Consider the following 25,180-nt stretch of genomic DNA (forward strand, 5'->3'; position numbering starts at 1 on the left):
GCCCTGCCGTGCCGCGCCGGACCCCGTGGCCCCTCTCCCGTTGAGCTCAGGGTGCGGTGCCGCCGGGCCCGATCGGTACGAAGCCGAGGTCGACGGGTGTCGTGGGTGGGCCGTCCCGTCGTACGGCGGCCAGCAGTTCCGGGAGTTGCGGGGGCCACAGGGGTTCCGCGGCGTCCGACAGATCGGCCGGCGACCACCATCGCGCCCGCAGAATCCCGTCCGCCGCGTGCGAGTCGCCCAGTTCGCCCAGCAGGTCCCGGCGAGGCCCGTACGCGAGGAAGATGTGCTCGTGCTGGCGCACCGGGACACCGGCCCGGGTGAAGTCGTGCTCCCACAGACACAACAGGGTGCCGCCGAGCTCGATGTCACTCCACCCGGTCTCCTCGCGCAGCTCGCGCTCGACCGCTTCGAGCGGCGACTCGCCCGGATCCATTCCGCCGCCGGGCAACGCCCAGTGGACGCCGACTGCCTCGTTGTCGTACCGGAACATGAAGACCGCCCCGGCCGGGTCCAGCACCGCGACTCTGGCTGCCTGTCCGGGTATCCGCATCGGTTCACCCTGCCAGAGCCCGGCGGCACTGTCGATCAACGGACCGGGGCACCACACCCGTTGAACTTGGGTGGGCGCGACAGCTGGCCTCGGATCGCCCGGACCGCGTCCTGCGCACCATCGACCAGGTGCCGCGCGAGCCGCTGCACCGCGAGACCGCACCGGACCTCGTGGCGCGCTCCCCTCAGGAGCAGCGGCGTCCGGGATAGTCGTCGCTCTCCGGTACGCCCGCCTCTCGCATCCTGCGCAGCACCTCGCGCAGGGCTCCCTCGTCCTCCATCGGCACAGGGCCGTTGATGTCCCGGTCGAACACCATCACCTCGGTCGGGGAGTTCCAGATCACCCACCTCAACGGGTCCAGTGACGCTTCACCCGGACCCGCGTACGGATCGGTGCCGTCCGCCCGTGTGCTCACAGCCTGGCCTCCTCGGTCTCCCGGCCGCCGACGAATGTCGCGACCACGTCGATGTCGCCGATGCGGGACGTCCCCACGGCTCTCGGGTCGTCCGCGAGGACGGCCAGGTCGGCGCACTTCCCCGGCCTGAGGCTTCCCACGCTGTCCTCCCAGTGACAGGCGAAGGCCCCGCCGACCGTGTACGCGCGCAGCGCCTCCTCCACCGTGATGGCCTCGTCCGGGCCGATCGCGCGCCCCGACGCCGAGGCCCGCTCCACCATGAACTGGACGGCCCGCAAAGGGGATCCGTCCGTCACGGGACGGTCCGAGCTGCCCACCAGCGTGACGCCGTGCTCCAGGAATCCCCTCCCCCGGTACAGCCAGGGCGCCCGCTCCGCCCCCATGATCGCGGCGTAGTCGTCCCCGAAGGAGCGCAGGAAGTTCGGCTGGACGACGGCGATCACTCCGAGCCGGGCGAACCGGGCCAGTTGGTCGGGCCGGACGAGACCCGCGTGCTCGACGCGGTGCCGTGCGTCCGGGCGCGGCCGGATGCGCTGGGCCCTCTCCAGCGCGTCCAGGGCCACGTCGACCGCCCGGTCGCCGATGGCGTGGACGGCGAGCTGCCATCCCGCTAGATGGCCGTCGACGACGGTCCGGGCGAGCAGGTCCGGATCGTCCTGCAACTGACCGGCGTGGTCCAGCCCTTCGTAGGGGCTGGTCAGTGCCGCCGTACGCGCCATCATGCCGCCGTCGGTGTAGACCTTGAGGGCTCCCACGGACAGCCACGCGTCACCGAACCCGGTGCGCAGGCCGAGGTCGAGGGCGCGGGGGATGCCGTCGGACGTGTGCGCGACCACCGGGTGCAGTCGGTCCGCGGCCACCATCAGCTGCACCCGGAGCGGCAACCGGCCCGTTTCGCGGGCGAGTTGGTAGGCGCCGAGTTCGACCGGGCTGTGGCCGAACAAGGCGCCCGCGATGCCTGCTTCCGCGCAGGCCGTCACTCCCTCCGCCAGACACTCCCGGGCGGCGCGTCCGATCGCGTCCGCGAGATCCTCCTGCGCGTGGGGAAGCCGCAGTCCCCGTGCGACGCCCATCGCCGCCTCGGCGAGAAAGCCTTCCTCGTGCGGGAGACCGGCGGGCAGCAGCTCCAGGACGGCGGTGTTGACCATGCAGCCGTGTCCGGAGTCGTGCATCACGAACACCTTGCGCCCGGCGCTCACTTTGTCCAGTTCGACGGCGGTCAGATGGCGGCCCAGCGGCCGCTGGTCGTATCCCGCGAGGTTCACCCAGCCGTCCTCCGGGGCCTGTGCCGCGGTGGCGCCCACGACGGCGAGTACCTCCTCCACGGTGTCGCAGGACGCGATGCTCGGCGTGCCCGCCTTGAGGCCGGTCCACGCCAGATGGACATGGCTGTCGATGAATCCGGGCAGCACGGTGGCACCTTGGAGGTCCACCACGCGGCGGGCGAGCAGGGAGGTCACCTCCTCGTCCAGGCCCACGATCCGGCCCCGCCAGATGCCGAGTTCGTGGGCGACGGGACGGTCGGGGTCCATGGTCAGGAAGCGCGCGTTCGTCAGTCGCGTACAGAGCATCGCTCGGGTCAGCCCGTCCGCCTCATGCTCTCCACCAGGCTCTTGGGGCGCATGTCCGTCCAGTTGGTCTCGATGTGGTCCAGGCACTGCCGGCGCGGGCCCGGACCGTGCACGACGGTCCAGCCGACCGGTACGTCGACGAAGTCGGGCCACAGGCTGTACTGGCCCTCGTCGTTCACGAGCACGCGGTAGAGGCCCTCGGGGTTCTCGAACGGGTTCGTCATCTGCTCTTCCTCACGATCTGTCAGCGGGGTCGGGACATAAGGAGGTTGGGCTCGTGGATCATGAGCCGCGGGGTCGTGGGCTGCGGAGTTGTGGATATTGGGGTTGCGGGCATCGGGCTTGTGGGCATCGGGGGTCAGCGTGAGGCGGCACCGGACCGCCGCCCTTCGGTGTCCAGGCACGCGGCCCGGATCACGAGGCCGCGCAGCGCGCGGAACCAGGTCTCCGCCAGATCCCGGACCGACTCCTCGGGGAGGACCCCGGGGGCGAAGGTCCAGTGGGCGGACAGTTCGGGACCCGTGGGAAGGTCCTCCGTCAGGGCATTGACGGTCAGGGCGTGACTCAGGGGCATCCCCGGATCTCCGTCGAGGTCCGCCGCGTCGTCCTCGGGGGCGTACGACCAGTCGGTCGCCTCGGGCACACCGAACCGGCCCATGTAGTTGAACTCGATCTGCGGGGGGCCGAGTCGAGCGAGTACCGGCCCGGTGACCGGATTGAGGTGGCGCAGCAGGCCATGACCGACACCCGCCGACGGGAGGGACGCCAGGTGTTCCCGGATCCGGGCCAGCGCCGCGTCGAGCGCGGGTCCGCCCGCGAGGGCGCTGGCCAGGTCGACCGCGCCGGGATCGAGGCGGACGGGCACGACGCTGGTGAACCAGCCGACCGTGCGTGACAGGTCGGCGTTGCCCGCGAGTTCCTCCTCGCGGCCGTGGCCCTCCAGATCCACCAGCACTCCGCCGGTGGAGTCCCCGCCCTCGCTCCGCCGCCCGCGCCAGTCGGCGACGGCCACGGCCAGGGCGGTCAGCAGCACGTCGTTCACCGTCGCGCCCAGGACGCTCGGCACTCCGCCGAGCAGCGGCGCGGTGACGTCCGCGGGCAGGGCGAGGGACAGGCTCCGCGAGGTGGCGGTGACGTCGAGCCGCGGGTCCAGCACCCGGGTCACGGGAAGCGCGGGCGCGTCGGCCAGGATCGAGGTCCACAGCGGCAGTTCGTCCTCGCGGGCCGGGTCGGCGGCCCGCTCGGCGAGCAGGCGCGACCAGCGGCGGAACGACAGGTCGACGGGGGCGAGGACCGGGGTCCGCCCCGCCGTCACGTCCTGCCAGGCGGCGGCCAGGTCGGGCAGCAGGATGCGCCAGGACACGCCGTCGACGACCAGGTGGTGGACGAGCAGGAGCAGTCGTCCGGGAGTGTCGGGGCCCGCGTCGAACCAGACGCCCTGCACCATCCGCCCGGCGTCCGGGGCGAGGCGGTCCTGAGCCGCGCGGGCGTGCTCACCCACGGCGGCTCGGAGCGCCGGCTCGTCGGCGTCGGCCACGTCCACGCGCAACAGCCAGGACGCCGGGTCCACGCTGCCCGGCGCGGGCACCTGGAGCGACCACTCCTCGGCGCCGCTCCGCTCCAGGCGGGCGCGCAGCAGATCGTGCCGGTCGGTGACGGCCTGGAGTACGGCGTGCAGGCCGGCCAGGTCCAGGGCCGCGGGCGTCTGCACGAACGCGACCTGGTGGTAGCCCGCGATGGGACCGCCCAGCTCCCGCAGCGCGTGCATGATCGGGGTCAGCGGCACGGTGCCCGAACCGTCGTCGTGCGCCGGGCTCCCGGCGTCCCGGCCCAGTTCCACCGCGACGGTGGCCAGGGCGGCGACCGTACGGTGCTGGAAGACCTGGCGCGGTGTGACCCGCAGCCCGGCGGCACGCACCCGGCTGACGAGTTGCATGGCGACGATGCTGTCGCCGCCGAGGGCGAAGAAGTCGTCGTCGGCGCCGATCTCGGGCAGCCCCAGCACCTCGGCGAACTGGACGCACAGGGTGCGTTCCCGGTCGTTTGCGGGCTTGCGGCCGCCCACGGTGAGGGTGAACTCGGGGACCGGGAGGGCCTTGCGGTCGAGCTTGCCGTTGGACAGCAGCGGCAGCTCGTCCAGGATCAGTACAGCGGCCGGGACCATGTAGTCCGGAAGCGCGGCGGCCACATGTGCGCGCAGTCCGGCCGGGTCCGGGGTGGCAGCACCCTCGGCGGGAACGACGTAGGCGGCCAGTTGCTTGACCCTCGGCCGGTCCTCGCGGGCGACGACCACGACCTGTCCCACGTCCGCGTGCCGGTCCAGGACGGCCTCGATCTCGGCGAGTTCGATGCGGAAGCCGCGGATCTTGACCTGGTCGTCGGCGCGCCCGAGGTAGTCGAGCTGTCCGTCGTCGCTCCAGCGCGCGAGGTCTCCGGTGCGGTACATCCGGGTGCCGGGAGGGCCGTACGGATCGGCGACGAACCGCTCGGCGGTGAGGTCGGGCCGGCCGAGGTAGCCGCGGGCCAGGCCCTGCCCCGCGAGGTACAACTCACCTGTCACGCCGGGCAGTACGGGCCGCAGGGCCGCGTCCAGCACATAGGCGCGGGTGTTGCCGACGGGTCGGCCGACCAGGGGCCGTTCGCTCTCTCCGACGCGGGCGGCGAGGGCGTCGACGGTGGCCTCGGTGGGGCCGTAGAGGTTGAACGCGGCGGTGGACTCCAGCGCCGCGAGTTCGGCCCAGAGCGCGTCGGGCACGGCCTCTCCGCCGACGCCGACCACCGCGAGCGGGCACACTCCGTCCTCGATCAGGCCCGTGTCGGCCATCTGGGCGAGGAAGGAGGGGGTGACCTCGATGAAGTCCAGCCCCTGGGACCGGATCGCCTCGGACGTGAGCTCCGGGTCGCGGCGGGTCTCGTCGTCCAGGATGTGCAGGGCGTGCCCGTCGAGCAGCCACAGCTGCGGCTGCCAGGAGGCGTCGAAGGAGAACGACCAGGCGTGGCCGACCCTGAGCCGGCGCCGGCCGGTGGTGTCCTTGGCGAGGTCGTGGAGGGTGCGCCGGTGGCTGTGGAAGAGGTTGACGACGCTGTGGTGGCAGACCACGACTCCCTTGGGGCGGCCGGAGGAGCCCGAGGTGTGGATGACGTAGGCCGGGTGGTGGGGGTCGGGGGCGGACGCCGGGTTCTCAGGGGACTGGGCGGCCAGCCGCAGGCCGGTCTCCTGCGAGTCGAGCGTCAGTCGTGGTACGTCGCTGTCCGGGAGGTGCGCCGCCAGCGCTTCGGTGGTGAGGACGAGCCGGGGCCGGGCGTCGTCGAGCATGGCGAGGACGCGTTCCGCGGGAAGGTCCGCGTCGATGGGCAGATAGGCCGCACCCGCCTTCATCACCCCGAGGATCGCGGTCATGTGGTCCGCGGTGCGCGGCAGGGACAGGGCGACGATCTCCTCGGGTCCGGCGCCGTGTTCGGCCAGCAGCCGGGCGAGCCGGTTCGCGCGGTCGTTCAGTTCGCCGAAGGTCCAGGTGACCGGGCCCGAGACGACCGCGATGGCGTCCGGGTCGGCGGCGACCTGCGCCTCGAACAGCGCGGGGACGGTCGTCGGCGTTCCGGGGGCGACCGGAAGGGCGGTGTCGTTCCAGGTCTCCAGGACGGTGTGACGGTCCTCGGCGGTGAGGAGGTCGATCCGGCCGAGCGGCTGTCCCGCGTCGGCGGTCATCGCCTCGAAGAGGCGGACCATCGCGGCGGAGATCCGCTCGACCATGGCCGGGTCGAACAGGTCGGTCCGGTACTCGGCCGTGAGCGTCAGCCGCTCGGCGGGCTCGACGGCCCAGGCGAACGGGTAGTGCGTCGCGTCCTGGTGGTCGCGCACCCGCGTGCGCAGTCCGTCGTCGGCCCCGAGACCCGGTCCCCCGGCGTCGGGATAGGACTCGAAGACGATGAGCGTATCGAACAACTCGCCCAGGCCTGCTTGTCGTTGGATGTCGGACAGTCCGACATGCTGATGCGCGATGAGCTGCGACTGTTCGTCCTGGAGGCGGTCCAGGAACGCGGACACCGGCTCCCGGTCGTCGACCCGCACCCGTACGGGCACGGTGTTGATGAACAGGCCGATCATCGACTCCACGCCGTCCAGCTCCGGCGGCCGTCCGGACACGGTGGCGCCGAAGACGACGTCGTCGCGTCCGGTGAGCCGGGACAGGACGATGCTCCAGGCGCCCTGCACCAGGGTGTTGACGGTCAGGCCGCGCGAGCGGGCGAGTACTGTCAGGGCCTCGGTCAGCTCGGGGGTCAGCAGCGTGGTGCGGGTCTCCGGCACGGCCGGCATCCGGCCGGGGTCGGCGGGCACGAGGTGGGTGGGCTCCTCCAGGCCCTCCAGGGCTCCCGCCCAGGCGGCGGCCGAGCTCCCGGCGTCCTGACGGCCGAGCCAGGCCAGGTGGTCACGGTACGGCGCCGGTTCGGGGAGTTCCCTGCCCGCGTACAGCTCGGACAGCTCGCGGACGAGCTGTGGCACCGACCAGCCGTCGAGGAGCAGGTGCTGGTGGGACAGGACCAGCCGGTGCGCCTCGGGCCCGACCTTGACCAGCATCAGACGCAGCAGCGGCGGCTCGGCCGGGTCGAACCGGCGCCGTTCCTGGGCCAGGCAGTGCGTCCAGCGCTTCTCGCGGGCGGTGTCGTCCGGGGCCGACAGGTCGACCTGCCGCCAGGGCAGCACGGCCGTACGCGGCACCACGGCGACGGGACGGCCCGAGGACAGGTAGCGGAAGCCGGCCCGGAGGTTGGCGTGCCGGTCGAGCAGGGCCTGCCCCGCACGGCGCAGGCGGCCGGTGTCCAGCGGGCCGTCGAGCTCGTAGGACACCTGCACGGTGTAGACGTCGGGGCCCTCGGCACCGGTATCGAAGGAGGCGTGGAAGAGCAGGCCCGCCTGGAGCGGCGACAGCGGCAGCGCTTCGGCGCCCCCGAGCCCGGAGAGTTCGGCGCGCTCGTCGTCGGTGAGTCCCGCGAACAGTTCGTCGTCGGACGCCGCGTCGGCGCGGCCCGCCGGGTCACCGGCGACGGCGGCCAGTCCGGCGGCCGTCTTGTGCCGGAACACGTCGCGGGGGCTGATCGCCAGTCCGGCGGCCCGTACCCGGGCGACGAGTTGCATCGCGACGATGCTGTCGCCGCCGAGGGTGAAGAAGTCGTCCTCGACACCGACCCGTTCGAGGCCCAGGACGGCGGCGAACAGGCCGCACAGCAGGGCCTCTCGCGCGGTGCGCGGCCGGGTGTCGGTGGTCGCGGCCGCGAAGTCGGGTGCGGGCAGGGCCTTTCGGTCCAGCTTGCCGTTCGGGGTGAGCGGCAGGGTGCCGAGCGCGACGAAGGCGGCGGGGACCATGTGCTCGGGCAGTGCGGCGGCGAGGTGCGCGCGCAGGTCGGCGGCGTCCGGGGTCCGGCCCGGGGCCGGGACGACGTAGGCGACGAGCCGCTGTTCGCGGGCGACGACGGAGGCGTGGGCGACCGTCTCTTGCCGGGCGAGGGCCGCTTCGATCTCGCCGGGTTCGACCCGGAAGCCGCGGATCTTGACCTGGTCGTCGGTGCGGCCGAGGTATTCGACGTCACCGGCGGTGGTCCAGCGGGCGAGGTCGCCGGTGCGGTACATGCGGGTGCCGGGAGGGCCGTACGGATCGGCGACGAACCGCTCGGCGGAGAGGCCGGGTCGGTCGAGGTATCCCCGGGCCAGCTGGTCGCCCGCCAGGTACAACTCCCCTGCCACGCCCGGCGGTACCGGAAGCAGCGCGCCGTCCAGTACGTACAGCCGGGTGTTCCACACCGGGCGGCCGATCGGGACGCTGCCGGCGCCGGGCCGCACGTGTGCCGCCGTGACGTCGACGGACGCCTCGGTCGGTCCGTAGAGGTTGTGCAGTTCGGCCGGCAGGAGGGCGTGGAAGCGGTCGGAGAGGTCGGCGGGCAGGGCCTCCCCGCTGCACATCACGCGGCGCAGACCGGTGCAGCGCGTGGCCGACGGCTCGTCCAGGAAGGCGCGGAGCATCGACGGGACGAAGTGCGCGGTGGTGATGCCCTGTTCCTGGATCAGTTCGGCGAGGTGGGCCGGGTCCTTGTGGCCGTCCGGCCGGGCGACGACCAGGGTCGCCCCGGTGATCAGCGGCCAGAAGAACTCCCACACCGACACGTCGAAGCCGGCGGGAGTCTTCTGCAGGACGCGGTCCGTGTCGGTCAGCCCGTACCGGTCCTGCATCCACAGCAGGCGGTTGACGATGCCCCGGTGCGGCACCACCACCGCCTTGGGGCGGCCGGTGGAGCCTGAGGTGTAGATGACGTAGGCGGGGTTCAACGGATCGCAGGAGGGCGGCAGTTCGCTTTCCGGACCGTCCGGCAGCGCGTTGTCGATCACGTACACGGGGCGGGCGTCCTCCAGCATGAACGCGCGGCGCTCCGGCGGGTGGTCGGCGTCGAGCGGCAGATAGGCGGCCCCGGTGCGCTGCACCGCGAGCAGGGCGACGACGAGGTCCGCCGAGCGGGGCAGCGCGACGGCCACCGTGCGTTCGGGGCCGGCGCCGAGCCCGGCGAGCACGCGCGCGGTGTGCTCGACCCGGGTGTCCAACTCCGCGTACGTCAGTCGTTGTTCACCGACGATCAGCGCGAGCGTGTCGGGTGTCCGGGCCGCCTGGGCCCGGAACAGCTCCGGAAGGGTCGTCGGCGGCACCTCGTGCGCGGTGTCGTTCCACCGCTCCACGACGAGCCGGCGCTCGGTTTCGTCCAGGACGTCGAGGTCGCGCACCAGCTGGGCGGGGTCGTCGACGACCTGCTCCAGCAGCCGGACCAGGCGGTGCGCGAGCCGTTCGGCCGTGGCGTGGTCGAACAGGTCGGCGCTGTACTCGATCCAGCCCTGGATGCCCGCCCCTTCGCCCTGCTCGATGAAGTCGAAGCTCAGATCGAACTTGGCGCTCCGCTGGCCGAGTTGCTCGCGCCGGGCGGTCAGGCCCGGGAAGTCCGGGGTGCCGCCCGGTTCGCTCAGGTGGACGACCATGACCTGGAAGAGCGGGTGGCGGGCGAGGGAGCGTTCCGGGTTGAGGGCCTCGACCAGCCGCTCGAAGGGCAGGTCCTGGTGGTCGTACGCCGCGAGGTCGGTCTCGCGCACCCGGCGCAGGAGTTCGGCGAATCCGGGGGTGCCGGACAGGTCGGTGCGCAGGACCAGTGAGTTGACGAAGAACCCGACCAGGTCCTCCAGTCCCTCGTCGCCGCGTCCGGAGACGGGGGCGCCGAGGGGGATGTCGTCGCCCGCGCCGAGCCGGTGGAGCAGGGCGGCCACGGCGGCCTGGGCGACCATGAACATGCTGGCGCCCTCGCCGCGGGCCAGGTCCCGCAGGGCCCGTTCCAGTTCCGGGGAGAGGGTGAAGCCGACGGTGCCGCCCTCGTGGCCGGACTCGCGGGGGCGCGGCCGGTCGGTAGGCAGCGTGAGTTCCTCGGGCAGACCGCGCAGCCGCTCGGTCCAGTGGGCGAGCAGTTCGTCGCCGCTGCCCGCCAGCAGTTCGTCCTGCCAGAGGGTGTAGTCGGCGTACGTCGCCGGGAGCGGTGCCCAGTCGGGGGCCCGGCCGGCGGTGCGGGCCGCGTAGGCGGTGCTGAGGTCGGCGAGCAGCGGCCGGTCCGACCACTCGTCGGTGGCGATGTGGTGGAGCAGGAGGAGCAGGATGTGCTCGTCCGGTCCGGTCTCGAACAGGGTGACGCGCAGAGGGAGTTCGGTCGCCAGGTCGAAGCCGTGGGCGGCCGCCGCGGCGAGCCGGTCGGCTGGCTCCGTGGCGATGGTGACGCGGGCCTGGTCCGGTTCCAGGATGTGCTGGTGGGGCAGGCCGTCGGGGTCGGTGGGGAAGACCGTGCGCAGGGTGGCGTGCCGGGCGACGAGGTCGCCGACCGCCGCCTCCAGCGCCGCGCGGTCCAGGGCGCCGGTGAGGCGCCAGGCGGCCGGAATGTTGTAGGCGGCGGTGGGTCCGTCCACCTGGTGGAGCAGCCACAGGCGGCGCTGGGCGGAGGAGAGGGGCAGCCGTTCGGGACGGGCCCGGTCGGCGGTGAGGGCCGGGCGGGTGGCCGTACGTGTCTCGTCGAGCCGGGCGGCGAGCCGGGCCACGGTGGGCGCGTCGAAGACCGTGCGCAGCGACATCTCGGCGTCCAGGGCGGTACGGACGCGGCTGACCAGGCGCATCGCCAGGAGCGAGTGACCGCCGAGCGCGAAGAAGTCGTCGTCGATGCCGACACGGTCCAGGCCCAGCACGGCGGCGAACTGCTCGCACAGCAGCTCCTCGCGGGGTGTGCGCGGCAGCCGCCCGCCCGCCGCCGCCGTGAGGTCGGGTGCGGGCAGGGCCGTTCGGTCCAGCTTGCCGCTGATCGTGCGGGGCAGCGCGTCGAGCGGGACGAAGGCGGTGGGCAGCATGTGCTCGGGCAGTCCGGACGCCAGGTGGGCGCGCAGCGATGCCGGGTCGATCGTGCCGGACTCGGCAGGGACGACGTACGCGACGAGCCGGCGCGTACCGGGGGTGTCCTCGCGGACGACGACGGCCGCCGCGGCGACGGCCGGGTGGGTGGTGACGGCGGACTCGATCTCGCCGGGTTCGATGCGGAAGCCACGCAGTTTGACCTGGTCGTCGGCGCGGCCGAGGAACTCCAGGGTGCCGTCGGTGCGGCGCCTGGCGAGGTCGCCGGTGCGGTACATGCGCTCGCCGGGCGCGCCGTGCGGGTCGGCGACGAATCGTTCGGCGGTGAGGGCCGGGCGGCCCAGATAGCCACGGGCCAGGCCCTCGCCCGCGAGGTACAGCTCGCCGGGGACGCCGACGGGGGTGGGGCGCAGCCGGTCGTCGAGGACGTGGGCGCGGATGTTGTCGAGGGGTGCGGCCCAGGCGGGGCGGCCGGTGCCACCGCCGTGCCAGCCGTACGCGTCGACGGCGCACTCGGTGGGCCCGTACAGGTCGTGCACGGCGGTGCCGGGCAGGGCGTTCAGGCGCTGCCACAGCGCGGCGGGGGTGGCCTCGCCGCCCACCGCGACGACGGCGGGAATCCGCGTTCCGGGGGTGAGGAAGCCGTGGTGGAGCAGTTCGCGCAGATAGGTCGGGGTGAGGTCGACGAAGTCGATGGCCCGCTCGTCCAGGGTGGCGAGCAGCGCGGCGGAGTCGAGCATGGTGCTCTCGTCGGCGATGTGCAGTTCGTGTCCGGCAAGGAGCCAGAGCAGGGGCTCCCAGGACCCGTCGAAGCTGAACGAGGCGGCGTGCACGGCGCGCAGGACGTTCCGGCCGGTGTCCTCGACGGCGGGTGCGATCAGGTCGCGCAGATGCGAGGCGAACAGGTTGCCCAGCCCGCGGTGGGTGCCGATCACGCCCTTGGGGGCGCCGGTGGAGCCGGAGGTGTAGATCGTGTAGGCGGCGGACCGCGGGTGGTACGTGCGCGGCGGCAGGTGGCCCCCGGACGGCAGCGGGCCGTCGAGCAGCAGCCGCTCGACCCCGGCCGGTTCGGGCAGCCGGTCCGCGAGCGCGGTGGTGGTGAGCAGGCACGCCGGAGCCGCGTCGGTGAGCATGTACTCCAGCCGGTGGGCCGGGTATTCGGGGTCCAGGGGCAGACAGGCGGCGCCCGCGCGGAGCACGCCGAGGATCGCGGGCACCATCGCGTGGCGGGGCAGGGCCAGGGCCACCACCGCGCCGTCGCCCGCGCCGTGTCCGAGCAGCAGGGCGGCGATGGCGTCGACCTGGGCGGAGAGCTCGGCGAAGGTCAGGCTCCCGGCCGCGGTGACCAGGGCGGTCCGGCGGGGGTGTGCCGCGGCCGTGGCGGCGAACAGTTCGGGCACGGCCCGGGTCTCCACCGGGTGGGCGGTGTCGTTCCAAGCGCCCGTGGCGGCCGACCGCTCGGCTTCGGTGAGCAGGTCGATCGCGGCGAGGGGCAGGTCCGGGGTTTCGGCGGTCCGGCGCAGCAGCAGCAGGAGCCGTTCGGCGAGGAGCGCGGCGGTGTCCGGGTCGGCCAGGTCGGTGGCGTACTCCAGGAGCAGGGCGACGCGGCCCCCGGTGCCTTCGTCGACGAAGGTGAAGTCGAGGTCGAACTTGGCCGTGCCGGTGTCCACGTCGGACCACTCGGTGGGCAGGCCCAGCAGATCGGGGTCGCCGTCGGGGCGGTGGTGGTAGCCCAGCATGACCTGGAACAGCGGGTTGCGGCCGGCCGCACGCGGCGGGTTGAGCGCCTCCACGACCCTGTCGAAGGGCAGGTCCTGGTGCTCGAAGGCCGCCAGGTCCGATTCCTTCACCCGGCTCAGCAATTGACGGAACGTCAGGTCAGGGCCGGAGACATCGGTGCGCAGCACCAGGGTGTTGACGAAGAAGCCGACCAGGTCGTCGAGCGCGCTGTCCGTGCGCCCGGCGATGGGCGCGCCGAGCGGGATGTCGTCGCCCGCGCCCAGGCGGTGCAGCAGCGCGGCCGTGGCGGCCTGGAACAGCATGAACATACTGGTCCCGGTCGTGGCCGACAGGTCACGCAGCGCCTCGGCCACGTCCTGGGGCAGTTCACGGCGCAGCGTCGCCCCGCGCCCGGTCGGCTCGGCGGGGCGCGTCCGGTCCAGGGGCAGCGACAGTTCTTCGGGCAGACCGCGCAGGGACTCGGTCCAGTACGCGAGCTGGCGCTCACCGACCTGCTCCAGGAGGTCCGCCTGCCAGAGCGTGTAGTCGGCGTACTGCGCGGGCAGCGGCGCGGGGTCCGGCTCGGCGCCGGAGATCCGGGCGGTGTAGGCGGTGTTCAGATCGGCCAGGAACGGCCGGTCCGACCATTCGTCGGTGACGATGTGGTGCAGCACCAGGGCGACAGCCCAGTCGTCCGGGGCACCGCCGTCCCCGCCCGCGCCGCCCCTTTGGCTCCCGCTGTCCGCCGTGAGGCGGAACACCGTTGCCCGCAGGGGCAGTTCCTGGGACAGGTCGAACGGGTGGCGCTGTGCCGCCTCGATCAGCGCGGGCAGCTCGGCCTCCGCGCAGTCGGTCACGGTGTACGGGACTTCCGCGTCCATCGCGACGAGAATCCGCTGGTAGGGCTCGCCGTCGTGCTCCCCGAAGACCGTGCGGAGCGATTCGTGGCGGGCCACCACGTCGTGCAGGGCCTGCCGCAGGGCGTGGGGGTCGAGTTCGCCGCGCAGGCGGAAGACCAGGGGGAAGTTGTACGCGACGCCGCCACCGGTGATCCGTTCGACCAGCCAGAGCCGACGCTGGGCCGCGGAGAGCGGGATGCGCTCGGGCCGGTCGGCGACGGGAGCGACGGGGGGACGCGCGGGGCGTCCGCTGTCGGCGCGTGCCGCGAGCAGTTCGGGGGTGGGGGCCTCGAAGAGGTCGCGGATCGCGAGCTCCGCACCCAGTTCGGTACGGGCGCGGCTGATCAGCCGGGTGGCGAGCAGCGAGTGTCCGCCCAGGTCGAAGAAGCCGTCCTCGGCGCCCACCTCCGGCAGGCCGAGCACCTCGGCGAAGAGGCGGCAGAGCACCTCTTCGCGCGGGGTGCGCGGGCCCCGGCCGGTGCCGAGCGCGACGGCCGGCTCGGCCTCGGGCAGCGCGCGGACGTCCAGCTTGCCGTTGTCGTTCATGGGCAGCCGGTCGAGGGTGACGAAGGCGGCCGGGACCATGTAGTCGGGCAGTCGCGTCTTCAGGTCCTCGCGCACCCGGCGGATCAGAGCATCCGCGTCGCGGGCGGCGGTCGGCTCGTTGGCGTACGGGGGTGCGCCGCCGCCGGGCCGGTAGAGCCCCGCGGTCACCCGCGCCGCCCGATCCCCTCCGCCGCATTGTCCCTCTCGCCCTTCTCCGCCGACGCGGTCCTCATCGCCCTCCCGGATGAACACGGCTTCGTAGCGGCCGAGTTCACGTGCCCAGGTGGTGAGCACCCGGTAGCCGAGAGTGGCGCCCAGCGCGTGGAGGTCCTCCGGGTCCACTCCCCCGGCCGACGCGTCGCACCGCACGAGACGGGAGTCGTCCAGGGCGCGCAGCGCGGCCAGTTCGCCGAAGGTCCGGGCGTCGGGCACGGCGGTGACGCGGAGCCGCTCCGGCCGCTGTTCACGCAGGCGGGCTTCGACGTCGGCGGCGCTCCACGCCAGGGTCGGCGTTCCGGAGAGGTCGAGCGGATCGGCGCCCTCGCGGTACAGGACGGCGTCGTAGCGGTGCCGGGACAGTTCGTTGTGGTGGTGGCCGCGCTTGGTGCGCAGGTCGACGCCGTGTCCCAGCGTGGTGAAGTAGTCCGGGTCGACCAGGAGTTCCTTCTCCAGCCGCAGCCCGCGTTCCGCCGCCTTGCGTACGGCCTCGGGGTCGGCGTCCGCCGCCGCCCGGGTGAGCTGGACGGCGGTGTGGAAGGCGTGGGCGAGCCGTGGATGGCGCACATCGCCGACGAACAGCGCGCCACCGGGCCTCAGCAGCCGCATGGCACCCTCGATCACCTCGGTGAGGTAGTCGATGCCGGGGAAGTACTGGATGACGGAGTTGATGACGACGGTGTCGAAGTAGTCCTCGGGCAGACCGTCCGTGTCGTGGGCGGGCCGGCAGCGCAGCTCGACCTTGGCGGCGAGATCGGGGTCGCGCCGCAGATCCTCGCCGAGCTTGCGGATCACGGGGGCGGCGAAGTCGGTCGCCCAGTAGGCCTCCGCGTCCGGGGCCAGGCGTGAGAGGAGCAGGCCGGAGCCGACGCCGATCTCCAGGACGCGGCGCGGGCGCAGCTCCCGGATGCGGGCCGCCGTCCGCTCGCGCCATTCGCTCATCTCCTCGAAGGGGATGGGCCGTCCGTCGTAGCTGCTGTCCCAGCCCGCGTAGTCCTCGGTCAAGAGGGCGGTGCTGATCCGCTCGTACTCGTCGGAGTAGACGTCCTGCCACTCGCCGACATGTTCCTCCGCGACCGACCGCTGTTCCTCGCCGGATCGTTCGGTGGGGACGACATAGCCGATCAGACGCTGGGTTCCGGGGGCGGAGAGGTCGTCGCGGGCGATGACGGCGGCCTGGGCGACCCGGGGGTGCTGGGCGAGCGCGGTCTCGATCTCGCCGAGTTCCACGCGGTAGCCGCGGATCTTGACCTGGTCGTCGGTGCGGCCGAGGAAGTCCAGGTTGCCGTCGGGGTTGCGGCGTACGAGGTCGCCGGTGCGGTACATGCGCTCGCCGGGTTCGCCGAACGGGTCGGCGACGAAGCGCTCCGCGGTCAGGCCCGGCCGGTCGAGATAGCCGCGGGCCAGGCCGATCCCGGCGATGTACAACTCACCGGGCACGCCCTCGGGCACCGGTCGCAGCCAGGCGTCCAGGATGTGCGCGCGGGTGCCGCGGATGGGGCGGCCGACGGTCGGGGTGGCGCTGTCGAGGGTGCCGCCGCCCAGGGTGTTGATCGTGTACTCGGTGGGGCCGTAGAGGTTGTAGCCGTAGGTTCCCTCGGTGTCCCGGAGCCGGTTCCACACCGTCTCCGAGACCGCTTCGCCGCCGAGCAGGACGAGCGGTGGGCGGTGACCCTCCAACAGGCCCTGTTCCATGAGGAGATGGGCGTAGGTGGGGGTCACGTTCACGACGTCCACGCGGTGCGTCTCGCAGTACGCGACCAGCGCCTCGGCGTCGCGCCGCAGGTCCTCGTCGCAGATGTGCACCTCATGGCCCTCGACCAGCCAGAGCAGTTCCTCCCACGACATGTCGAAGGCGAAGGACACCGTGTGCGCGATGCGCAGCCGCCGGCCGCCGGCCGAGGCGATGGCCGGGGCGAAGATCTCCTTCTGGTGGTTGAGCTGCATGTTCGTCAGACCGCGGTACGGCGTGACGACGCCCTTGGGCCTGCCGGTGGAGCCGGAGGTGTAGATGACGTACGCGGGGTGCTCCAGGCTGAACCGCCGCCTGGTGAAGTCTCCTGGGAGGGAGGCCAGTTCGGCCGCTACTGCCGGGTCGTCGAGCAGGACGCGGGGGGTGCCGGCCGCGGCGCCCGCCAGTCGTGCCGAGACCGCGGCCGTGGAGAGGAGCAGCGCCGGGCGGGCGTCGTCGAGCATGGTCGCGAGCCGGTCGTCCGGGTAGTCGAGTTCCAGCGGCAGATACGCGGCGCCCGTGCGCAGTACGGCGAACAGCGCGACGACCATGTCCAGGGAGCGGGGCAGGCCGAGGGCGACGACCTGCTCGGGCCCGGCGCCCCGGGCCAGCAGGAGCCGGGCCATCCGGTTGATGCGGGTGTCGAGTTCCGCGTAGGTGAGGGTGGCGTCACCGAAGACCACGGCGAGGGCGTCGGGGGTCGCCTCGGCCTGGACGGTGAGCAGGTCGGCGATGGTGTCCTCGGGCGCCGGGACCCGGCTCGCGGCACGTTCGTCGGTCAGCGCCGCGTGCTCGGCGGGCAGCAGCGCGTCGAGGCCGCCCACGGGGGCGTCCAGGTCGGCGCCGAGCCGCTCCAGCAGCAGGGTGAAGCGGTCGAGGAGGGCCTGGGCCCGCGGGCGGCCCAGGACGTCGGGCCGATGGGCCAGCATGACCTGGATGTGCCGTCCCGGGGTGACGACGAGGTTCACCGGGTAGTGGGTGGCGTCGACGTTGGCGACGGCGGTCGCGCCGTGCCGCTCCGCCAGCTCGGCGAGCCGCTCCTCGGTGTCGCTGTTGCGCAGCACGAAGAGGGTGTCGAAGAGCCGCCGGTGGCCGGTCTCGGCCTGGAGGACGCCCAGGCCCAGGTACTCGTACGGCATCACGGCCAGCCGTTCGTCCTGGACCCGGCGCACCAGGTCGAGGACGGACTCGGCCGGGTCGTAGGCGATACGGGCGGGGACGGTGTTGAGGAACATGCCGATGACGTGCTCGATGTCCGGGACCTCGCTCGGCCGGCCCGCGACGGTGGTGCCGAAGACGACGTCGGTGCGGCCGGTCGCGGCCGCCAGGGTCAGGCCCCAGGCGGCGGTGAGCACCGAGTTGAGGGTGAGGCCGTGCCGGCGGGCGGAGTCGCGCAGCCGCTCGCCGAGTTCCGGCGGGAGGACGGCGTCGAGGCGTTCCGGGATGTCCGGCTCGAGGCCCTGGTCGGCGGCGGCGAGGAGAGTGGGCTCCTCCAGGCCCGCGAGGGCGGTGCGCCAGGCGCCGGTCGCGATGTCGGTGTCCTGGACCTCCAGCCAGGTCAGGTAGTCGCGGTACGAACCGGGCGCGGGCAGGGCGCCGGTGTCGCCTCCGGACTCGTACAGGGCGAAGAGCTGGTCGAGGAAGATCCAGGCGGACCAGCCGTCCCACAGCAGCAGATGGCGGCCGACGACCAGCCGGTCGCCACGTTCGGTGCCGAGCCGGACGATCAGCATGCGGAAGAGCAGCGGGCGGGTCAGCTCGAAGCGGCGGGTGCGTTCGTCGTCCATCAACTCGGCGAGCCTGAGGTCCTGTTCGTCGGCGGGCAGCGCGGACAGGTCGACCTCTGCGAGCGGGATCTCCGGGTCCCTGACGATGAACTGCACCGGCTGGCGCAGGCCTTCGCTGGTGAATCCGGCGCGCAGGCTCGGGTTGCGTTCCAGCAGCACCCTGGCGGCGGTGCGCAGCCGGTCCGCGTCGAGCGGGGTGGCGAAGTCGAAGGACTCGTGGACGGTGTAGACGTCCAGGGTGCTGTCGTCGTACGTCGAGTGGAAGAACAGCCCTTCCTGGAGCGGGGCCAGCGGCCAGATGTCCTCCACCGGGCCGGGGCTGAGCCGGTGGACGCGTTCGGTCTCCTCGGCGGTGAGGGTGAAGGCCGACCGCGGGGCAGGGGCCGGCCCGGCCGTGAGGGCCGCCGACGCGAGTGCGGCGGGGGTGCGGTGCTCGAAGACGTCGCGGGGGTTCAGTTCCAGGCCGGCCCGGCGGGCGCGGCTGGAGACGCCGATCGAGGAGATGCTGTCGCCGCCGAGCATGAAGAAGTCGTCGTCGATGCCGACCTCGTCGAGCTTCAGGACCGCCGCGAAGATCCCGGTCAGAGCGCGCTCGCGCTCGTCCCGTGGGGCGCGAGCTTCGGCCCGTACCGTTCGCGGAGCGGGCAGGGCGGCCCGGTCGAGCTTGCCGCTCGGGGTCAGGGGCAGGGTGTCCAGGACCACGCAGGCGCCGGGCACCATGGGCGCGGGCAGCGACTGCGCGAGCGCGGCCAGCAGCCCGGCCGGCTCCGGCGTTCCCCCGCGGGCCGGGACGACGTAGGCGACGAGCGCTCCGCCCGTGACGGCGACGGCGGCCTGGGCGACGGCGGGCTGCCGCACCAACTCGACCTCGATCTCGCCGAGTTCGATGCGGTTGCCGCGGATCTTGACCTGCCGGTCGGTGCGCCCCAGGTATTCGATGACGCCGTCGGCGCGGCGGCGCACCAGGTCGCCGGTGCGGTACATCCGCTCGCCGGGTCCGCCGTAGGGGTCGGCCACGAACCGCTCGGCGGTCAGGGAGGGTCGGGCGTGGTAGCCGCGGGCGAGCTGAACGCCTGTCAGATACAGCTCGCCGGGGACCTCCGCGGGGACCGGTCGCAGGCAGGAGTCGAGCACGCGCAGGCCGGTGTTCCAGACCGGTCCGCCGATGGGCACGGTGGTGCCGGGTGCGCCGTCCGTGCCGTCGAGGGGATGGTAGGTGACATCGACGGCGGCCTCGGTGGGGCCGTAGAGGTTGTGCAGGGGTACGCCGGTCAGCTCGCGCCAGTGCGCGGCGGCCGTGCCGGGCAGGGCCTCGCCGCTGCTGAACGCGCGGCGCAGGGAGGCCGCCCAGCCGGGATCGGCGGTGATCTCCTCGGACCGGAGGAAGGCTTCGAGCATCGAGGGAACGAAGTGCAGTGTGGTGACCCGCTGTTCGCGGACGAGCCCGGCGAGGTAGGCCGGGTCGCGGTGGCCGTCGGGACGGGCCAGGACGACGGCGGCTCCCTCGCAGAGCGCCCAGAAGAACTCCCAGACGCTGACGTCGAAGCTGGCGGGGGTCTTCTGCAGGACCCGGTCGTCGGCGGTGAGACCGTACTGGCCCTGCATCCAGGCGAGCCGGTTCATGATCGCTCGATGGGTGACGACCACACCCTTGGGGCGGCCGGTGGAGCCGGAGGTGTAGATCAGGTAGGCCGGGTCGTCGGGGCCGGCCGGGTCCGGGATGCTCGCGGACCGCGACTCGGACGGGGTGTCCAGGAGCAGTGCGGTGAGGCCCGGCACCGACGGCAGACGGGGAGCCGTTCCGGTGGTGGTGACGACCGTCGCGGCCCCTGAGTCGGCCAGCATGTGGGTCACCCGGTCGGCGGGGTAGTCCATGTCGACCGGCAGGTAGGCGGCTCCGGACTTCAGCACGCCGAGCAGGGCGACCAGGAGGTCCGCCGAACGGGGCACGGCGACCGCGACGACCGTGCCAGGACCCGCGCCCCGGGCGTGCAGGCGGTGTGCCAGTTCCGTTGCTCGCTGGTCGAGTTCGCGGTAACTGAGGGTCTCGCCCGCGTAGATCGCCGCGGCGGCTTCCGGAGTACGGGCGACCTGGGCCTCGAAGGCGGCGGTGAGCGTGGTGTCCGGGAGCTCGACGGACGCGCCTGTCGGGTGGGCGTCGGCCTGTTCCCGCTCGGTGAGCAGGTCGAGGTCGGCGGCGTGCTGTCCCGGGTCGGAGGCTAGAGCCCGCAGGACGAGGGTGAGCCGGTCCGCGATCCGCCGCACGGCCTCGGTGTCGAGCCGCCCGGCATGGTGCTTGAGCCTCAGATCGAGCCGACGGCCCGGCTTCACGATGAGCGCGAGCGGATAGTGGACGGTGTCGTGGAACTCGTGCCCCGTGAGGCGTACCTCCCCGGAGGGGTCGGCGAGGCCGGTCGCGGCCGGGTAGTTCTCGAAGACGACCAGGGTGTCGAAGAGTTCGCCGCCGCCCGCGTGTCCGGCGACACGCTGGATCTCGGCGAGGCCGAGGTGCTGGTGGTCCAGCAGTCTGGCCTGCTCGTCCTGAAGGCGGCCGAGCAGGCCCGCGAGGGTGTCGGCGGGCTCCCAACGGAAGCGGGTGGGAAGCGTGTTGATGAAGAGACCGACCATCGACTCGATGCCATCGACCTCGGCGTCCCGGCCGGAGACCGTGGTGCCGAACACGACGTCCTGACGGGCGGTCAGCCGCCCGATCAGCAGACCCCAGGCGCCCTGCACGACCGTGCCGAGCGTGACGCCCAGTTCGCGGGCGCGGGCCGCCAGGCGGTCGGTGACCTGCTCGGACAGCTCGACACGGACCTGTGCGGGCTCGATCGGCCGTCCGTCGGCGGGCGCCTCGACCAGCCGGGTGGGTTCCTCCAGCCCGGCCAGAGCCGTACGCCAGGCCGCGCGGGCGGCGTCCCGGTCGGCACCTGCCAGGCCGCGCAGGTACGAGCGGTACGGGGCGACCTCGGGCAGAGCGGCCGGGGCAGCTCCGTAGGAGGCCATCAGCTCGCGGTGCAGCACGGGCAGCGACCAGCCGTCAGCAACGATGTGATGAAAGGTGAGCAGCAGACGGCTGCGGCCCTCGGCGAGTCGTACGAGCGCGCAGCGCATCAGTGGCGGCCGGCCGAGGTCGAAGCGACGGGACCGCTCATCGGCGGCCACGGCGTCCGCGAGCGGGGCCGCCACCTCCGCGTCCTGGGAGGAGAGGTCCACCTCGTGCCACGGCAGTTCCACCCGGGCGGCCACGACCTGCACGGGCCGGCCGTCGGGGAGCGGGCGGAAACAGGACCGCAGCGGGGCGTGGCGGTCCAGGACGCGCTGGGCGGCCCGGCGCAGCGCCTCGGCGTCGACCGGCCCGGCCAGTTCGAGGGCCTGCTGCACGACGTAGGCGTCACGGTCTCCGCCGTCCACCACGGAGTGGAAGTAGAAGCCCTCCTGGAGCGGGCTCAGCGGCATCAGGTCCTCGACCGTGAGGGGGTGCTCGCCCTGAAGGGCGGCGTGTTCGGCGTCGGTCAGGTCGAGCAGCGGGGTGTCGTCGGCGTCGCCGGTGCGGTCGACGCTCTCGACGGCGGCCCCGGCGAGCGCCGCGACCGTGCGGTGCCGGAACACGTCACGGGAACTGAGGCGCAGGCCTGCCTTGCGGATCCGCACGAGGAGTTGGATGGCGGTGATGCTGTCGCCGCCGAGCGCGAAGAAGTCGTCGTCGATGGTGGCCGAGTCCAGGCCCAGCACCTCGGCGTAGGCGGAGCACAGCAGTTCCTCGCGGCTGTCGCGCGGCGCGCGTCCGGAGCTGAGGGCGCCGTGGTCCGGGGCGGGGAGCGCGGCGGCGTCGAGTTTGCCGCTGGGGGTGACCGGCAGGCGGTCGAGGGGGACGAGGGCCGCCGGGACCATGTACTCCGGAAGCTGTCCGGCCACGTACGAACGCAGCGCCCTCATCAGGGAGTTCACGTCGTGGAAGGGGGCCGGCCGGTTGGCCCGGGGGACGGCGCCGTTCGGCTCGTACAGGGCGGCGAACGGTGACGCGCCGGGGGCGAAGTGCACGTCGAGGCGGCCGTCGTCGGCGGCGCCGTTCCAGGTGACGGCGACGCGGGTGCCGTGGCGGGCTCCGAGGGCGTGGAAGGCCTCCGGGTCGGGGGCGTCGGCGGGGGTGGGGGTGCGGCTGCTGTCGTCGAGGGCGGCCAGTGCGGCCAGGTCCTCCGTCAGACGTGCGTTGGGGACGCCTGTGATCCGGAGCGGGGCGCGGCCGTCGGCGAGGAGCGCGTCGACGGCGTCGAGTCCGCTCAGTTCGGACCACGCGGCGGTGTGCGGGAGTTCGTGGGCCGCCGTCTCCGGGGAGCCTTCGGCCCGCTTGCGCAGGACCACGTCGTACCGGTAGCGGGTCAGCTCGTTGTGGTGGCTGCCGCGCTTGACGTGGATGTCGGTGTCGAAGCCGTCGAGCGCGGCGAAGAAGTCGGGGTCGAGGAGCAGTTCGCCCTCCCAGGCCACCGAGCGTTCGAGGGCGGCGCGCAGCGCCTGCTTGTCCCGCGGGTCGCCGGCCCGGCGGGTCTCCACCGCGGCGCGCAGGCAGCTCAGGAGGCGGGCGTTGCGGACGTCGCCGATGAACAGGCTGCCGCCGGGCGCCAGCAGCTCCGCGGCGGAGCGGATCACGTCGGCGAGGTAGTCGGCGCCGGGGAAGTACTGGGTGACGGAGTTGAGGACGACGGTGTCGAAGTGGCCGCGCGGCAGACCGGCGGTGTCGTGGGCGGGGCGGACGCTGAGCCTGACGCGGGCGGCGAGCCCGTCCACGGCCTCCACCTGGGTCCGCAGGGCGCGCACCGCTTCCTCGGAGAGGTCGGTGCCCCAGTACTCCTCGCAGCCGGGTGCCACGCGGGAGAGGATGAGGCCGCTGCCGACGCCGATCTCCAGGACCCGGCGCGGCGCCAGTTCCTCGATGCGGGTGATGGTCGCGTCGCGCCACTCCCGCATCTCCCGGAGGGGAAGGGGCAGGCCGTCGTACATGCTGTTCCAGCCCGCGAAGTTCTCACGGAAGCCCGCCGCCGTGCCGTCGTGGGCCCCGGCGTCGTCGCGGTGTGCCGCGGCGCCGTCCTGGTCGCCCTCGGTTCCGGCGGCGGAGTAGAGGAGTTCGTGGAGGTCCTTCCACGCCTGGACCTGCTGGGCGGTGCCGTGGTCCGGCCCGGGGTCCAGGGAGGGGACGACATAGGCGGCGAGCCTGCGGTCGCCGGGCCGGTCCTCGCGGATCACGACCGCGGCCTGGTCGACCGCGGGGTGGCCGCGCAGGACCGACTCGATCTCGCCCGGCTCGATGCGGAAGCCGCGGATCTTCACCTGGGAGTCGGCGCGGCCGAGGAACTCCAGACGCCCGTCGGCCTTCCACCGCACGAGGTCGCCGGTGCGGTACAGCCGCTCGCCGGGCTCCCCGAACGGGTCGGCGACGAACCGCTCGGCGGTCAGGTCGGGCCGTCCCAGATAGCCGCGGGCCAGTCCGGCGCCGCCGAGGTACAGCTCGCCCGCGACGCCCGCCGGGACGGGGTTCAGCCGGGCGTCGAGGACGTAGGCCCGGGTGCCCGGATCGGGCACGCCGATGGGCACGATGGTGCCGGCGGGCGTGTCGGGGTCGCACAGGCCGAGGGTGGAGTTGGTGGTGGCCTCGGTGGGGCCGTACGCGTTGAACATCATCCGGCCGCGCGCGTAGCGGCCGACCAGTTCGGGCGAGACCCGCTCGGTGCCGGCGAGCAGTGTGGCGGGCGGGAGTTCGACGTCCTCGGGCATGGCGGCGAGCAGGGCCGGCGGGAGGATCATGAAGGTGATGCCGTGGGCGTGGGCGTAGTCGGCGAGCGGCGCTTCCGGAATGCGCAGTTCGGTGGGCACGACGACGAGCCGGCCGCCGGAGAGCAGGCCCAGGCACAGGTCCCAGAAGGCGACGTCGAAGCTCGGTGAGGCGAACTGGAGCACGCGGCTGTGCGGTCCGATCCCGAACCGCTCGGTCTGGGTGGCGACCAGTTTCGCGACGCCCGCGTGGGAGAGCACCACGCCCTTGGGGCGGCCGGTGGAGCCGGAGGTGTAGATCACGTAGGCGGCGCCCGCGACCGACAGCGGACCCCGGTCGCAGTCCCCCGGGTCGTGTACCGGGCGGGCCGCCAACTCCCTTACGGTGTCGGGCGCGTCGAGGATCACGACGTCCATGCCCGGGCACGGCGGGATGTCGGGGGCGACCTCGGCGGTGGTGATCAGGCAGGCGGGGGAGGCGTCGGCCAGCATGTAGGAGATGCGGTCGGCCGGGTAGTCGGTGTCGACGGGAAGGTAGGCGGCGCCCGCCTTGAGCACCGCGACCTCGGCGATGATCAGGTCGGCGGAGCGGGGGACCGCGAGGGCCACGACGCGTTCGGGCCCGGCGCCGTGCGCGATCAGGGTGTGGGCCAGCCGGTTGGCGCGCTCGTCGAGTTCGGCGTAGGTCAGACGGGTGTCCTCGAAGACCAGCGCCACGGCGTCCGGACGCAGGCGCACCTGTTCGGCGAACATCTCCGGCCAGGTGCGGGAGGGGACGCCGTGGTCGGTGTCGTTCCACTCCCCCACGACACGACGCCGCTCCTCGGCGCCGAGCAGCTCCAGATCACCGACGGGCGTCTGCGGCCGGGCGAGGGCGTCGGTCAGCAGGGTCGTGTAGTGGGCGGCCATGCGGAGGGCCGTCGCCTCTTCGAACAGATTCTGACGGAAGGTCAGCCGCAGTTCGTCGGGGCGGACTTCGAGTTCCAGGTCCAGCGAGGGTCGTGGGCCGGCCGGCCCGGCGGTGGTCGCCGCGTCGGCGTCCGCTCCGAGCGCCGCGCTGAACGCCGTGTTGAAGAAGAAGCCTCCACCGCGGGTGGGTTCCGGGTGCGACTGCGCTACCAGCCGGTCGAGTTCGAGGCGATGGGCGCGCGCCTCCGCGCACGCGGCCGCCACCCGGCCCTCCAGTTCGGCGAATCCGGTGCCGCCGTCCAGAGCGACCCTGACCGGGAGCCCTTCGTACCCGACGGTGATGTCGTGCGCGCCGCCGTAACGGTGCAGCAGCGCCACGTACGCGGCCAGCAGGGTCGTCTCGGCGGCTTGGTGCGCGAGCACGCGGCTCAGGGTCCGCCGCTCGCCGCCGGTCTGCGCCGGATAGGGGAAGTCGACGGGCAGGGCGGCCTCTTGAGGGAGCGGATCGAGCCGCCGACGCCAGTACGCCGCCCCATCGACGTCCACACCCGACACACGATCTTCGATACCGGACACAGGTGACCGTGCCTCCCGAATGCGCGGAACCGGCTGAGCCGGAGGACCGCGGGCCATACTAAGGTAAGGATTAC

5 protein-coding genes are annotated in these 25,180 nt (G+C 73.2%); all 5 read right to left on the reverse strand.

Annotation, left to right across the window (positions count from 1 at the left end; translation table 11 throughout):
- Positions 1 to 46: 46 nt before the first annotated feature.
- The 5 genes from ACFWBT_RS00225 to ACFWBT_RS00245 all read right to left on the reverse strand — a co-directional run bounded on the left by ACFWBT_RS00225 (position 47) and on the right by ACFWBT_RS00245 (position 25,085).
- Entirely contained in the window at positions 47 to 550 is a 504-nt protein-coding gene (locus ACFWBT_RS00225) for an NUDIX hydrolase (protein WP_385693870.1), read from the reverse strand.
- Positions 551 to 734: 184 nt separating this feature from the next.
- The gene (locus ACFWBT_RS00230) at positions 735 to 965 is read right to left on the reverse strand and encodes a hypothetical protein (RefSeq protein ID WP_385693871.1); all 231 of its coding nucleotides are present in this window, start codon (positions 963 to 965) and stop codon (positions 735 to 737) included.
- Positions 962 to 2,536, reverse strand: a complete 1,575-nt coding sequence (locus ACFWBT_RS00235) for an amidohydrolase (RefSeq protein WP_385693873.1) — start codon at positions 2,534 to 2,536, stop codon at positions 962 to 964. The genes ACFWBT_RS00230 and ACFWBT_RS00235 overlap by 4 nt, the downstream gene beginning before the upstream one ends.
- An 8-nt stretch (positions 2,537 to 2,544) precedes the next feature.
- Entirely contained in the window at positions 2,545 to 2,760 is a 216-nt protein-coding gene (locus ACFWBT_RS00240; RefSeq protein WP_385693874.1) for an MbtH family protein, read from the reverse strand.
- Positions 2,761 to 2,894: 134 nt separating this feature from the next.
- On the reverse strand, positions 2,895 to 25,085 hold the full coding sequence (locus tag ACFWBT_RS00245) for a non-ribosomal peptide synthase/polyketide synthase (RefSeq protein ID WP_385693876.1): 22,191 nt from the start codon (positions 25,083 to 25,085) through the stop codon (positions 2,895 to 2,897).
- Between the last annotated feature and the right edge of the window lie 95 nt (positions 25,086 to 25,180).

It is taken from the genome of Streptomyces sp. NPDC060027 (assembly GCF_042737005.1).
In the GTDB taxonomy this organism is placed as follows: Bacteria; Actinomycetota; Actinomycetes; order Streptomycetales; family Streptomycetaceae; genus Streptomyces.

Excerpts from the sequence above, each read along its gene's own strand:
- ACFWBT_RS00225 (WP_385693870.1), bottom strand. The coding sequence starts at position 550 with ATGCGGATACCCGGACAGGCAGCCAGAGTCGCGGTGCTGGACCCGGCC.
- ACFWBT_RS00235 (WP_385693873.1), bottom strand. The coding sequence starts at position 2,536 with ATGCTCTGTACGCGACTGACGAACGCGCGCTTCCTGACCATGGACCCC.
- ACFWBT_RS00240 (WP_385693874.1), bottom strand. The coding sequence starts at position 2,760 with ATGACGAACCCGTTCGAGAACCCCGAGGGCCTCTACCGCGTGCTCGTG.